Raw genomic sequence first — 13,584 nt, 5'->3', positions numbered from 1 at the left:
AATAATTACATTATCTACTCATGGTCTAACTAAGTAACTTAATTTAATTATATAAATTATTAACTAGTTATAAATTGACCACCATTTATATGAATAGTTTCTCCAGTTATAAATGAAGCCCCATCTCCAGCTAAGAATACATAGCTCTCTGCAATTTCAACAGGCTGACCTGCTCTTTTAAACAAGGTATTACTGCCGAAAGTAGATACCTTATCACTATGAAAGGATGATGGTATAAGTGGCGTCCATACTGGACCTGGTGCCACTGCATTTACCCTTATTCCTCTTGTAGCCAATGACTTTGATAAACTTCTAGTTAGGGCTGTTAAAGCTCCTTTAGTACAAGAATAATCTATTAAAGTTTCATTTCCTTCATAGGCTGTTACAGAAGTTGTATATATTATTGAATCCCCCTTCTTCATATGAAAGAGTACTTCTTTTGTTAAATAGAAAGCTCCAAAGAAGTTTGTATCAAAGGTTTTATGTAATTGCTTACTAGTTATCTCATTAATTTGTTGACACTCATGTTGTTCTGCAGAATTTGATACAAAAATATTTATAACTCCATACTTTTGTACTACTTTTTTTATAGCTTCCTTGCAGAAGTCTTCATTACCAATATCTCCAGAGATGAGCAAACACTCTCCTCCTCTTTCTTCAATAAGACTTTTTGTTTCCTTAGCATCTTCATGTTCATTTAAATAAATTATACATACCTTTGCTCCTTCTTTTGCATATAGTATAGAAATAGCCCTTCCTATACCACTATCTCCCCCTGTAATTAAAGCTACTTTGCCCTTTAATCTGTCTGAAGTTTTATGATAATCATCTATTTCATAGATAGGTTTTGGTTCCATTTCACTTTCAATGCCTGGCTGTATACTTTGATGTTGAGGCTTAAACCCAATTGGAAAATTGTAGTCCATTTTAACACTCCTTATCTATATATAGAAATTAATATTTTAACTCCATTACTCTTGCTCTATCTTTTTTTACTTTACTATATACCCTGTATGAGAAATACAGTCCTTAATTTCTTCTGGAGTTGCTGGACTGTTATAATTTACTTCCACTGTACCTCTTGCTATATCAACACAGACCTGTTGTACACCATTAATTTTATCTAAAGAATTATTTAACTTAGTTCTACTTTCTGAATTTACTAATCCTGAAACATTATAATGTACTGATTTCATTTTAATTTACCTCCAATTATTAGTTTTCTAATATATTATCTTTTAAAAGAGCAATTTTTATGCATAGAAATAATAATTCTAAACTATACACCTTTCATTTTTGTAAATTAATCTATAAAAAAAGACACTACCTATGTAGCGTCTTTAAATCTTATATTTTATTCCTAAATAGCTTGGAGTTTACTTAATAAGTCATCTATTTTTAACCCGTGAACCATACATGCTTCTTCAAGAGTTTCCGCTTGTGCTGAAGGACATCCAACACAACCCATACCAAAACTCATTAAAACTTCTGCTGCTTTCTCATTTTGTCTTATTACTTCCCCAATAGTCATTTCCTTTGTTACTTGCATAACTATTACCTCCATTTTTATTTTGATTAACTTAGATATAAATATATATCATTAAACATAGTATACTACATTTCTACAGATTTAATTATTTAATTTTTATATCTATATTAATTCACCTATTTTTTTTATTAATGCCATACAACTTTTTAACGTAGTATCAGTATCATCTAAACATGGATTAAATTCTACAAAATCCATAGATTTAACTAATCTAGTATTAAATATACTAGTTAATAACTTCTCTGCATCATTTATATTAAATCCATTTGGAACTGGAGTTCCCGTTCCTTTTATTAATTTTGGATCTACAGAATCTATATCAAAGCTAATATGAATATTATTTATTCCTCGTGCTTTTAAACCTTCCAAAAGCTCCTTACACACTTTATCTACACCTATTTCTCTTACTTTATCCATAGTCCAAACAGTTAAATTTTTATCTTTAATTAATTGAAGTTCACCTTCATCTAAATCTCTTGCTCCAATTATAAATACATTTTCCTTTTTAACTTTTATACCATTAAAATATAAAGTTGTTAAAGATTCATCTCCAAAACCCATTGATGCAGCTAATGGCATACCATGAACATTTCCTGTAGGACTTGTCTCAAAGGTATTTATATCTCCATGAGCATCAATCCATATTACAGCTAAATCTCCCTGGAAATATCTACTTGAACCAGCAACACTTCCCATAGCTAAAGCATGATCTCCACCTAAAGTTATAGGAAAACCTCCACCGCATAGGGAACTATAAACTGAATTAGCTAAATTCTCAGTTACTTCTATAATTTCATTAATGTATTTTGCATTTACTCCGGCCGCAAAAGGTTGCTTATCCTTTGTATTATTAACATAAATATTACCTAAATCATATACCTTATTTTTATGATTTTCTAATAATTTTTTAATTCCATTTTCTCTTAATTCATCTGGTCCATTTTCTACCCCTGCTCTATCACATCCATAATAAAGAGGTACTCCAATTAAGTTAATATCCATATAAATCCCCTCCGTTAAAATGCCACTTATGTTATATTAGCATTCAGTCAAATTTTACTTTCAAATCCCTATTTCTATTATGTATCTATCTAATATAACGTAGAAATTTATCAGCAATTATTACTTTATTCCAAAACTAATAAAATTACAATAGAAAACTAATATTTATTTTATCGAATATATATATTTTTATATAATAACTGTTATAATATTCACTGTTCTAATGGATAATTATGTGGTTAACTTAAAGGTTTTATAATATATGTAATAAACTTCATTTCATTTTAAAGAATATTTTATAAAAATTTCAATATATTAAACTTTTCATATATTCCATTGCCTGTTATTAAAATATGTATTTTTATACATACATCAAGTTATAATTTAGGAATACTTTCTCAAATATAATAAAGCCTATTTCAATATTATCTTTGAAATAGGCTTTCTATCTATATTTTTTTATAAAGAGTTATTTCTGTTTCTCCCTCTTGAAGTTTAGCGAGTTCTGGTACAAGATTAGTAAAATGTATTGTATTGTTATGTAACTTTATTGCTTCTTCACTCTCCCAAACCTCAATGAATGCAACTACATCACTATTTCTTAAATCTTCGTAAAGATCATACTCTATACATCCAGTTTCTTTCCTACTTTCTTCTATAAGTTTATTGGCTAAATTTTTAAATTCTTCTTTTTTATCTTTTTTTATAGTCTTTTTTGCTACAATAGTAATCATATTCATATACCTCCAATATAAATTATTTTAGTTAATGTTCACCATAATATTTTCCCTACATGCTTTAAGCTTCATAGATTTTAACCTTCACTGAATATAAAAATATAAAAATATAAAAATAGTTAAACACCCTATAAAAGAATTATATCACCTTTACTAAAATTTACATATAAAAATGAGGACTTAAAACAGCTTTCACAGATGCTTTAAATCCTCATACTCTAGTTTTACCCAGATAAAATTCGATTATTTTTCTATTATAGTTCCTGTTATACCATGTAAAGCTTCTTTAGCTTTTTCTAGTGAAGTTATTAAAGCTTTACCATTATTACTAAATTTAACATAGTCCATACATGCTTCTACCTTAGGTAGCATTGAACCTTTAGCAAAATGGCCTTCTTGTATATATTTACCAGCCTCTTCTAGATTAACTTCTGATAGTTCTTCTTGATTTGGTTTATTAAAGTTTATACAAACTCTATCAACAGCTGTTAAAATAACTAGCATTTCTGCATCTAAATCTTTTGCAAGTTTTGCGCTTGATTTATCTTTATCTATAACTGCTGCAACACCTCTAAGAGATCCATCAGATTCCTCTACTACAGGAATACCACCACCACCAACAGTAATAACTATAGTTCCTTGTTCAACTAATTGTTTAACTGTTTCAAGCTCTACAATTTTTTGCGGCTGTGGAGATGCAACTACTCTTCTATATCCTCTACCTGCATCTTCTACAAATGTAAATCCTTTTTCTGCAGCTATCTTTTCTGCTTCTTCCTTACTATAGAACATTCCTACTGGTTTACTTAAGTTTTTAAAAGCTTCATCATTTTCATCAACTACAACTTGAGTAACTACAGTTGCAACATTTTTTCTAATTCCTCTAGATATAAGCTCTGTTCTAATAGATTGTTGTAAGTGATATCCAATATATCCTTGACTCATGGCACCACATTCTGCAAAAGGCATTAATGGAGTATTTGCTCCATTATTTGCTGCAAATTCCATAGCTAAGTTTATCATTCCAACCTGTGGACCATTACCATGGCCAACAATTACATTATAGCCTTCTTCTACTAAATCAACGATGGTTTTTGCTGTATGCTTAACTAAATCTAATTGTTCTTCAGCTGTTTTTCCTAAGGCGTTTCCCCCTAAAGCTATTACTAGTTCCTTCATTTAATTCACCCCATATATAATTTAAATATAAAATATGTTGAGACTACTATATTTTTATCTATGCCTTAAATATAATATTTTATTGTTTAGCTAATTAAATAATAGGTTAAACCCCTTCCTTTCTTAATTTTAAGAAGGGGTTTAATTATTATAGCCCTATAGTTGCAGCCATAACTGCTTTAATTGTATGCATTCTATTTTCAGCTTCATCAAATACTACAGATTGTTTTGACTCAAATACCTCATCAGTAACTTCCATTTCTGTCATTCCAAATTTTTCTCCCATTTCTTTTCCTACTACAGTTTTTAAATCGTGGAATGCTGGTAGACAGTGCATGAATATAGCTTCTTGTTTAGCATTTTCCATTGCAGTTCTATTCACTTGATATGGTCTTAGCTCTTTTATTCTTGCTTCCCAAACTTCATCTGGTTCTCCCATAGATACCCAAACATCTGTATAGATAACATCTGCATTTTTTGTTCCAACCATAACATCTTCAGTTAATGTTACAGTACATCCATTTTCCTTTGCAATTTCCTTGCAAGTTTCAACTAGCTCCTCAGCTGGGAATAATTCTTTAGGTGCACAAGCTGTAAAATTTAAACCCATTTTTGCACAAGCAACCATTAAAGAGTTACCCATATTATTTCTGGCATCACCCATATATACAAAGTTAATTCCTTTTAATCTTCCAAACTTCTCTTCTATAGTCAATAAGTCTGCAAGCATTTGAGTTGGATGGAATTCAGTTGTTAATCCATTCCAAACTGGAACTCCTGCATAAGCTGCTAATTCTTCAACTATTTCTTGATCAAAACCTCTATATTCTATACCATCATACATTCTACCTAATACTCTAGCTGTATCTGCAATAGATTCCTTTTTACCCATTTGAGAACCTGTAGGTCCTAAATAAGTAACACCCATACCTAAATCCATAGCTCCTACCTCAAAGGAACATCTTGTTCTAGTAGAATCCTTAGCAAATAATATTGCAACATTCTTTCCCTCTAAATTTTTATGAGGTACTCCAGCTCTCTTTAAATTTTTGAAGTCCTTAGATAAGTCTAATAAATATCTAATTTCCTCTGGTGTAAAATCTAATAATTTTAAAAATGAACGTCCTCTTAAATTAATTGCCATTGTTATACTCCCCCTAATATGTTGTTTTTTATATAATTTTATTCTTCTTCAGTATTTAATTATTGGATACTTAAAGAAGATTTTTTATTTTACAAATATATTATATTTTTATTTAATTTAAAATACACAATAAATGTTGGTTATATTTGTGTTATTAAACCTCACGAATCAAAGGCATAGACATACACCTAGGGCCTCCACGTCCCCTTGATAATTCAGATGATGGTATAACATGAGTTTTTATCCCATACTCTTCCAATATCTTGTTAGTTACATAATTCCTTGAATATACAATAACTTCACCTGGTCTTATACATAAAGTATTAGAGCCATCATTCCATTGCTCTCTTTGTGAAATTACATAATCTCCTCCACCACATCGAATTAACTTTACATCACATTCTAAATATTTCGACAATACCTCTTGTAATGTCATACTTTCCTTAGTAATTTTCACTTTTCCATTTTCCCCTTTAGTTAATTCAAATATTTCAAGAGGTCCTTCTATTTGTGGGTGAATAGTGAATTTATCATAATCAACTTGAGTAAATACTGTATCTAGGTGCATATATGCTCTAGTCTTTGGTATTTTAAATGCTAATACAGTTTCAATTTTGCTATCTGGTGTTTCAAAGAATATTCTCTCTGATATTTTTTCAATTGCCTGTGGAGCTGTCCTTTGAGATATTCCAATTGCAAGAACCTTTTCAGATATATTAAGAATATCTCCCCCCTCTATATTATAATCAAAATCTCTGTCATAAAGCCTATTAGTTCCCTTAAAATCAGGATGATATTTAAATATAAAGTGTGCATATATAGTTTCCCTATTTCTTGTTTCAGAATACATCCTATTTAAGCTTATTGAATTTCCAATGGATGCAAAGGGATCTCTCGTAAAATAAAGATTTGGCATTGGATCTGTAATAAATGGATATGCCTCATTTAAAAAATCCTCTAAATGCCTTGCTTTTGCTTTCTTCAATTCTGACTTACTAATTCCAGCCATAGTCTTTCTAATTAACTCTTCATTGCAATTAAAACTAATTAAATAGTTATATAATTCTTCTTTAACTTGTTCACTCTCTACTTTAGCTTCTTTTATGAACATTTTAATAAATTCATCTTTAACATCTGGGTCTTCCATTACTTTTGCTGCCAATTCATGTAAATATACAACTTCTACTCCATTGTCTCTTAAAACCTGTGCAAAGGCATCATGTTCTTCCTGTGCTACTTTTAAATAAGGAATATCATCAAATAATAATCTCTCCAGATATTCCGGTGTTAAATTCTCAATTTCTGCACCAGGCCTATGCAACAAGACTTTTTTTAATGGTTTAATTTCGCTTGTAACATTTATTCCCATAATTCTTTCCTTTCTTATACAACATTTTGTTAATTAAAAATACTTTATTTAAATTAACAATTTTTTATTTATAATATCAATATCCCATAACCTAAGTAATAAATTAAATTATGTAATATTGTTTTACACAAGTAAAAGTTTACACTCTATTTATTTTTAGCCTTGAACAAACCTAAACTATTGGTTATAAAAATTTCTCCATTTTTATCAATTATTTTTTTTATATAACCTTCAAATTCTTTTTTCTTAGAATCAATAATGTCTAATATATTTCCAGGTATAGAATAGATATATTCTAATATATTATTGGTGTCATTAACTATAAGCTTATCATCATACAAAACTTTCTCTACTGTATTAAAATACTTACTAAGTATTTTTTCCCCATTCTCTAATCCAAATTTACAAGATAACTTATCTTCATATATGCGTATATTACTACTAAAGCTTAACATTAATTCTTGTAACTCCCTTAAATGATTACTTCCAATAGTAGAACAGTATACTACTCCATTAGGTTTAATAACTCTTTTTATCTCAGCTAGAGCTAAATCTATATCTTTCATAAAAAATAATATATGATTAGCAATTACTACATCAAAACTATTATCATCAAAGGGTAATGATGTTAAATCAGTTATTATAAAATTAAACCTTTTAGAATTATCTCGTAAATTTAACTTTGCTTCATTTATCATATCTTCACATATCTCTGTTAGCGTAACCTCTATACTCTCATGTAGATTGTCCATATTTTTAGCCCATAGAACTCCATTACCACAACCTATTTCTAAAACCTTATCCTTCTTTTTGATTTTCATATTATCAAATACCCATGGATACCAACCATACCTATTTGTTGAGAATCTATCCATTAACTTCACACCTTCATTTAAATTAGATGCATCTCTACTACGTTGCAGTAATTCCTTCTCACTCTCTAAAGATTTTATTACATCAATAGCCTCTTCCCATTTCATATTAGAGTTCTCATTCATACTAAATTCAGCTGTTTCTATAGCATTTAATACTACCTTCATATTATTCATCTTATTTTTAATAATACTTTTCTGAAGTTTCAGAGAATTCATCATATCTTCTTTCTTATAATCACAATTTTCTGTGCTTATAATTTCATCTAAGGATAATCCCAGGTACTTTAAAGCTAAGATTTTTTTTAATTTTATAAAATCTTCATCAGAGTAATATCTATATCCTAGGTTATTAGTATATGATGGCTTAAGAATTCCTTTGCTATCATAATATCTAATAGTTCTAATGGTAACTCCTGCTTTCTTTGCAAATTCCCCAGTGGTATAAAATTCATCACTATTCATATTTATCCCTCCAAAGCAATCGTATACCTTACCCTATATTAATATAATAGAAGGTTACGTAAGGTAACTGTCAATACCTTTTTATGAATTTTATTACATTTATACAACATACTTAGTGCTGTATGTAATAATTGTATCATAATTTTGCATAATATTCTTACTTTTTTACTCAACTTCAAACTATCTATCTAATACTTATATTGTTATAAAAGTAAAAAGACAGAATTGACTAGTTAAATCTAGTTTTCTATCTTTTTATATATTAATTATATAATTTCACATCAGCTATAAACTCCAATACTTTTTCCTCATTTGTTGCCCAAGATGTGACAAGACGAATTGCTGAATTCTCTTTATCGATTTTTTCCCAAATCAAAAATAAGTATTTTTTTTTAAGACTATTAATTAATTTATTAGGGAGTATAGGAAAGACTTGATTACTAGATGAATTTATCATAAAACTGTGACCAGCATCTTTAATACCCTTTTTAAGGATTTGTGCCATATTATTAGCGTGAGTTGCTAAATCAAAATATAGATTATCCTTAAATAATTCTTCAAATTGAATTCCTAGTATTCTTCCCTTTGCAAGTAGAGCACCCTTTTGTTTAATATGGTATCTGAAATCCTTTTTTAAAGCATCTCTACATATTATAAGAGCCTCTCCCATTAAAGCTCCCCCCTTGGTTCCACCTATATAAAAGGCATCTACTAATTGAGATAATTCATAGATTTTCATATTATTTTCTTTAGAACATAGTGCAGAGCCTAATCGTGCACCATCAACATAGAGATATAAATCGTGTTTTTTACACACTTCACTTAACTCTTCTACCTCTTCCCTTTTATATATTGTTCCTATTTCTGTAGAGTTAGAAATATATACAAGTTTTGGCTTTACCATATGTTCATCAGTGTGCTCTTCTATTACAGCTTCTATATTTTTTCTGGTTAATTTTCCATTTTCCACGTCTACAGAAATAACCTTATGCCCTGTAGCCTCAATGGCTCCAGTTTCATGAACTAGCACGTGACCAGTATCTGCTGCAATTACCGCTTCATGAGGTCTTAAGAAGGCTGATAAAGCAGTAAGATTAGTTTGTGTTCCTCCAACTAAAAGATGAACATCTACATCTTCTCTTCTTATTTTTTCCTTAATTAACTTAATAGCTCTTGCTGTAAATATATCTTCTCCATAACCTTCACTCTGCTCCATATTACACTTGATTAATGCCTCTAATATTCTTGGATGCGCTCCTTCACTATAGTCATTTTTAAAGCTATACATAATAATATTACCTCCATTTTTTCATATTCTATCACTTTGCCATAGAAATATCAATAAAGGCTAAATAGACTTATGAAAGGAGTTCTTATTATGATTTTGCACTTATTACATATATGTTAAATATTATACATTTCTCTTTAGTAAAGAAATTTATTTGTGTATACTATAAATAAATTAGTTTTAAAATTGCTATTTAATATAATAGAACATGCTAATAATTAATATAAGGATGTGTAATATGAATATAAAAAAATTAATAATTGTAATGATTTTACTAATATTTATTATAACTTTCTGTTATTGGCAAAATAATAATATAGTTGTAACTAATATAGATTACGTAAACTCAAAAATTCCTAGTGGTTTTAATGGATATAAAATTCTTCAAATTTCTGATTTACATAATAAAGAATTTGGAGCTAATCAAAAAAATCTTATATCCTTAACTAAAGAAATTAACCCGGATATAATTGTAATTACTGGTGATTTAATTGATAGCCGAAGAACAAATAAAGATAATATGAATATAGCTACTTCCTACATTAAATCAGCTGTAGATATAGCTCCCGTATACTATGTATCTGGAAATCATGAATCAAGATCAGATTTATATGATGAATTAAAAATCATCTTTAAAGAGTATGGTGTCATAAATATGGACAACATTCATAAAAATATACAGTTAAATGGTGTTACTATTTCTCTTTTAGGACTAGCAGACATATGCTTTAATCCCATAGATAATTACGAGTACCCTAACTCTCCTTTTAGCTTTAATGAAATATTGGGGAATTTAAAAACTGAAAGTAAAAATAATTTTACTATTCTCCTTTCTCATAGACCCGAGCTAATTACACTTTATGCCAAAGAAAATATAGATTTAGTATTTTCTGGTCATGCCCATGGTGGACAAATTCGCCTTCCATTTTCAGGTGGAATTATAGCTCCAGATCAAGGTTTTTTCCCAAAATATACTAGTGGAATCCACAGATTAAATTCTACATCTTTAGTAATTAGTAGAGGGCTTGGTAACAGCCTAGCTCCTCAAAGAATATTTAATCGCCCTGAATTAGTAGTTGTAACTTTATCAAATTAATAAATTATTTAACCTAAATCATTTTTTAATAAGCACTTTTTGCATTATTTTAAGCAATATAAACACTATTTATAGGAAATCTACTCCGTATAATAAGAATATACGAGTTTATTTATGAGTTTATTTAATTGCGGAGGAATAATTATGAAGTTATATAAATTGCTTAATCAAATTAGTTACACCTTAATAAATGGATATGTGGATATAAACATCGAAAACGTAAGTTATGATTCTAGAGAGATAAAACCAAACTCTTTATTTATATGTATAAATGGTAATAATACTGATAGTCATAATCTTATCGATGAAGCGGTTAAAAATGGTGCTATTGCCATATTAGTAGAGAAAGATATTACTTATTCAAATAATGATATAGTTATGATAAAAGTGAAAGATACTAGAATTTCTTTGGCTAATATATGTAATATATTTTATAAGGAGCCCTCAAAAGGAATAGAACTTGTAGGAGTAACAGGAACAAATGGGAAAACTACAATTACACATTATATTAAAGATGTATTAGAATCCACTGGAAAAACTGTAGGTGTCATCGGTACCTTAGGCTTCAAACTTACCAATCAAAAAGTAAATATTAGCAAAACTACTCCAACTACTCCTGAAGCTTTGGAACTTCAAAAAGCCTTTAGAGAATTTAAAGATAATAATGCTAAGAGTGTCATTATTGAAGTTACTTCTTCTGCTCTAGCAAAACACAGAGTAGATTTTTGTGATTTTGATATAGGAATATTTACTAACTTATCTCAAGATCATTTAGATGAACATGGTACCATGGAAGCATATAAAAGAGAAAAAATGAAGTTATTTTATAAATGTAAATTAGGAATTATTAATATTGATGACAATGTTTCAAAAGAAATAATAAAAGAAGTGCCATGTAAAATACTAACTTATGGAATAGAAAATTCAGCTGATATTCAAGCTACTGATGTAATATATAGAAGTAATTCTGTTAGTTTTAAAGTGAATTTTAAAAAAACTTGTAACGAAGTTAATGTAAAAATTCCCGGTAAATTTACCGTATACAATATATTAGCTACAATAGCTGCATGCTACTCCTTAGGAATGAGCATTGAGAACATTATAACACTACTCCCCAATATTAACCCTGTTCCTGGTAGAATTGAATTGATAAAAAACAACTTAAATAAAAATATAATAGTAGATTATGCTCATACTCCAGATGCTTTGGAGAAACTCCTCATTATGGCAAGGGAAATAACCTGTGGACGAATTATTACCGTCTTTGGTTGTGGCGGAGATAGAGATACAACCAAGCGTGGGATTATGGGTAAAATAGCTGGCTCTTTATCAGATTATTGTATAATTACTTCTGATAATCCTAGAACTGAAAATCCAAGATTAATCATCGATGATATAGAATTAGGAATGTTATCTACAATGACTCCTTATGAAAAAATTATTAATAGAAAAAATGCTATAGAAAAAGGATTAAAAATACTAAAAGATGATGATTTGCTTATAATTACTGGAAAAGGTCATGAAGACTATCAAATTATAGGTAAAAGAAAATTTCATTTCGATGATAGAGACGTTGTTATAAATGCTATTAAAAACTTTTTAAAATAAGACAATATATTATTGATTAATGGCTTATGGATAAATTTCCATAAGTCATTATTTGTATAAGAAGAATTATAAGTGAAATAAAACACATACTAACCTAGAGGTGATAATATTGAAACACATATTAATAACTGGTTGTGGTTCTGGTCTTGGACGTAAAGCAGCTATAACCTTGGCCAGTAGAGGTCACTATGTTTATGCAACCACTCATACCGATGAACAGGCATACAAATTAAATATGTTAAATAGAAAATGGAAACTTCCCATTGAAAGCTTTAAGTTAGATGTATTATGTAAAGAGGATAGAGAAAAAGTAAGAAACTTACCTATAGACGTACTAATAAATAATGCTGCCATAGGAGATTCTGGCTCCGTAGCTGAGATAGATGTAAACAGATTTAGGGCTACTTTTGAAACCAATGTGTTTTGTCCTATAGAATTGACTCAGATTGTTTTAAAAGGAATGATAAAAAGAAGAAAGGGAAGAATTATATTTCTTTCTTCCTTAACTGGTCGCATGGCTATACCATTTTTATCTCCCTACTGTTCTACTAAATTCGCCCTTGAATCCATTGGGTATTGTTTAAATAAAGAACTTAAGGAACTTCCAAGAGTGAATATTCCTGTAATCTTAATTGAACCTGGTTCCTATGCTACAGGTTTCAATCAATTAAATATAAGTAAACAGTTTAATTGGATGAAGGTAAGCTCATACTTTAAAAATAGAATAAATAAATTACAGAGGAAACAATATCTATACTTTAAACTTACTGAATCATCTAATTTGGATAGCATAGTCATGAAATATGTATCTGCTACAGAAGAACCTCACCCTAAATTTAGATACATAGCTCCTTGTGTTCAGGGATGTGTTGTAAAAGCTAAAAACATATTAAAAAACTAATTATAAGGAGGCCCATAATGAATAGCAAATATAACAATAACTTTGAAGAAATTCTATTTAAGCCAAAAGATATTATTTCTTCTATGGATGATGATTTAGACTATGTAACTACTTTAAATAAAGATCTAGATCATATAAAAATTAATGATGATTTCTCCAACGAAGAACAGGTTAAGGATCAACATACAATTCAAACCCAAAACTCTAAAAATATACTAATAGATTCATTAGGTAAAACAGAAAAAGGTCAAGAAACCCTAAGTAATCTTAATAATAGAAAAGACTCTGTAAATCTAAATAGCTTACCTTTAATGAATAAATAAATGAAGCCATAAAATGACTATGTGACATTCATATCATATAGTCATTTTTAT

14 protein-coding genes are annotated in these 13,584 nt (G+C 29.0%); 4 read left to right on the top strand and 10 right to left on the bottom strand.

What is annotated here, in order from left to right; all coding sequences use genetic code 11:
* Nucleotides 1-59: 59 nt before the first annotated feature.
* The 10 genes from B3Z56_RS11075 to B3Z56_RS11030 all read right to left on the bottom strand — a co-directional run bounded on the left by B3Z56_RS11075 (nt 60) and on the right by B3Z56_RS11030 (nt 9,605).
* Nucleotides 60-926 carry an SDR family oxidoreductase gene (locus tag B3Z56_RS11075; protein WP_346878789.1) on the bottom strand — a complete coding sequence of 289 codons (867 nt, stop codon included), beginning with the start codon at nt 924-926 and terminating at the stop codon, nt 60-62.
* 66 nt (nt 927-992) lie between these two features.
* Entirely contained in the window at nt 993-1,196 is a 204-nt protein-coding gene (locus tag B3Z56_RS11070) for a heavy metal-associated domain-containing protein (protein ID WP_346877457.1), read from the bottom strand.
* Between the two features lie 164 nt (nt 1,197-1,360).
* Nucleotides 1,361-1,549 carry a DUF1858 domain-containing protein gene (locus B3Z56_RS11065; RefSeq protein WP_035132884.1) on the bottom strand — a complete coding sequence of 63 codons (189 nt, stop codon included), beginning with the start codon at nt 1,547-1,549 and terminating at the stop codon, nt 1,361-1,363.
* Between the two features lie 102 nt (nt 1,550-1,651).
* Nucleotides 1,652-2,551, bottom strand: a complete 900-nt coding sequence (gene rocF / locus B3Z56_RS11060) for an arginase (protein ID WP_346878788.1) — start codon at nt 2,549-2,551, stop codon at nt 1,652-1,654.
* Between the two features lie 449 nt (nt 2,552-3,000).
* Nucleotides 3,001-3,285 carry a putative quinol monooxygenase gene (locus tag B3Z56_RS11055; protein WP_346848037.1) on the bottom strand — a complete coding sequence of 95 codons (285 nt, stop codon included), beginning with the start codon at nt 3,283-3,285 and terminating at the stop codon, nt 3,001-3,003.
* A 246-nt stretch (nt 3,286-3,531) separates the two neighbouring features.
* Nucleotides 3,532-4,467: a carbamate kinase gene (arcC, locus tag B3Z56_RS11050; protein WP_346848036.1), complete on the bottom strand. Its 936-nt coding sequence runs from the start codon at nt 4,465-4,467 to the stop codon at nt 3,532-3,534.
* Nucleotides 4,468-4,615: 148 nt separating this feature from the next.
* Nucleotides 4,616-5,611 carry an ornithine carbamoyltransferase gene (gene argF / locus B3Z56_RS11045; RefSeq protein ID WP_346878787.1) on the bottom strand — a complete coding sequence of 332 codons (996 nt, stop codon included), beginning with the start codon at nt 5,609-5,611 and terminating at the stop codon, nt 4,616-4,618.
* A 154-nt stretch (nt 5,612-5,765) separates the two neighbouring features.
* Entirely contained in the window at nt 5,766-6,998 is a 1,233-nt protein-coding gene (gene arcA / locus B3Z56_RS11040; RefSeq protein ID WP_346848216.1) for an arginine deiminase, read from the bottom strand.
* A 128-nt stretch (nt 6,999-7,126) separates the two neighbouring features.
* Nucleotides 7,127-8,317: a MerR family transcriptional regulator gene (locus B3Z56_RS11035; protein WP_346848034.1), complete on the bottom strand. Its 1,191-nt coding sequence runs from the start codon at nt 8,315-8,317 to the stop codon at nt 7,127-7,129.
* Nucleotides 8,318-8,579: 262 nt separating this feature from the next.
* Complete coding sequence (locus B3Z56_RS11030) at nt 8,580-9,605, bottom strand: low specificity L-threonine aldolase (RefSeq protein ID WP_346878786.1); 1,026 nt, start codon at nt 9,603-9,605, stop codon at nt 8,580-8,582.
* A 238-nt stretch (nt 9,606-9,843) separates the two neighbouring features.
* On the opposite strand from B3Z56_RS11030, the gene B3Z56_RS11025 reads away from it, so the two are divergent.
* The 4 genes from B3Z56_RS11025 to B3Z56_RS11010 all read left to right on the top strand — a co-directional run bounded on the left by B3Z56_RS11025 (nt 9,844) and on the right by B3Z56_RS11010 (nt 13,533).
* Entirely contained in the window at nt 9,844-10,701 is an 858-nt protein-coding gene (locus tag B3Z56_RS11025) for a metallophosphoesterase (protein WP_346878785.1), read from the top strand.
* Between the two features lie 144 nt (nt 10,702-10,845).
* A complete protein-coding gene (locus B3Z56_RS11020; protein WP_346878784.1) occupies nt 10,846-12,309 on the top strand; it encodes a UDP-N-acetylmuramoyl-L-alanyl-D-glutamate--2,6-diaminopimelate ligase in 1,464 nt (487 codons plus the stop codon).
* Nucleotides 12,310-12,418: 109 nt separating this feature from the next.
* Nucleotides 12,419-13,210, top strand: a complete 792-nt coding sequence (locus tag B3Z56_RS11015; protein ID WP_346878783.1) for an SDR family NAD(P)-dependent oxidoreductase — start codon at nt 12,419-12,421, stop codon at nt 13,208-13,210.
* A 17-nt stretch (nt 13,211-13,227) separates the two neighbouring features.
* Nucleotides 13,228-13,533 (top strand): hypothetical protein, encoded by a 306-nt coding sequence (locus B3Z56_RS11010; RefSeq protein WP_346848029.1) that lies wholly within the window; start codon nt 13,228-13,230, stop codon nt 13,531-13,533.
* Nucleotides 13,534-13,584 lie beyond the last annotated feature (51 nt).

The sequence above is a fragment of the Clostridium sp. UBA7791 genome (assembly GCF_002480755.1).
Lineage (GTDB): Bacteria > Bacillota > Clostridia > Clostridiales > Clostridiaceae > Clostridium_J > Clostridium_J sulfidigenes.
This window is presented reverse-complemented; position numbering and strand designations above follow the sequence as displayed.

Bases quoted from the DNA above. Each gene is read 5' to 3' on its own strand.
- arcC (WP_346848036.1), bottom strand. From the start codon at position 4,467: ATGAAGGAACTAGTAATAGCTTTAGGGGGAAACGCCTTAGGAAAAACA.
- B3Z56_RS11065 (WP_035132884.1), bottom strand. From the start codon at position 1,549: ATGCAAGTAACAAAGGAAATGACTATTGGGGAAGTAATAAGACAAAAT.
- B3Z56_RS11075 (WP_346878789.1), bottom strand. From the start codon at position 926: ATGGACTACAATTTTCCAATTGGGTTTAAGCCTCAACATCAAAGTATA.
- B3Z56_RS11055 (WP_346848037.1), bottom strand. From the start codon at position 3,285: ATGATTACTATTGTAGCAAAAAAGACTATAAAAAAAGATAAAAAAGAA.
- B3Z56_RS11010 (WP_346848029.1), top strand. From the start codon at position 13,228: ATGAATAGCAAATATAACAATAACTTTGAAGAAATTCTATTTAAGCCA.
- B3Z56_RS11035 (WP_346848034.1), bottom strand. From the start codon at position 8,317: ATGAATAGTGATGAATTTTATACCACTGGGGAATTTGCAAAGAAAGCA.
- rocF (WP_346878788.1), bottom strand. From the start codon at position 2,551: ATGGATATTAACTTAATTGGAGTACCTCTTTATTATGGATGTGATAGA.
- B3Z56_RS11070 (WP_346877457.1), bottom strand. From the start codon at position 1,196: ATGAAATCAGTACATTATAATGTTTCAGGATTAGTAAATTCAGAAAGT.
- argF (WP_346878787.1), bottom strand. From the start codon at position 5,611: ATGGCAATTAATTTAAGAGGACGTTCATTTTTAAAATTATTAGATTTT.
- B3Z56_RS11025 (WP_346878785.1), top strand. From the start codon at position 9,844: ATGAATATAAAAAAATTAATAATTGTAATGATTTTACTAATATTTATT.
- B3Z56_RS11020 (WP_346878784.1), top strand. From the start codon at position 10,846: ATGAAGTTATATAAATTGCTTAATCAAATTAGTTACACCTTAATAAAT.
- B3Z56_RS11030 (WP_346878786.1), bottom strand. From the start codon at position 9,605: ATGTATAGCTTTAAAAATGACTATAGTGAAGGAGCGCATCCAAGAATA.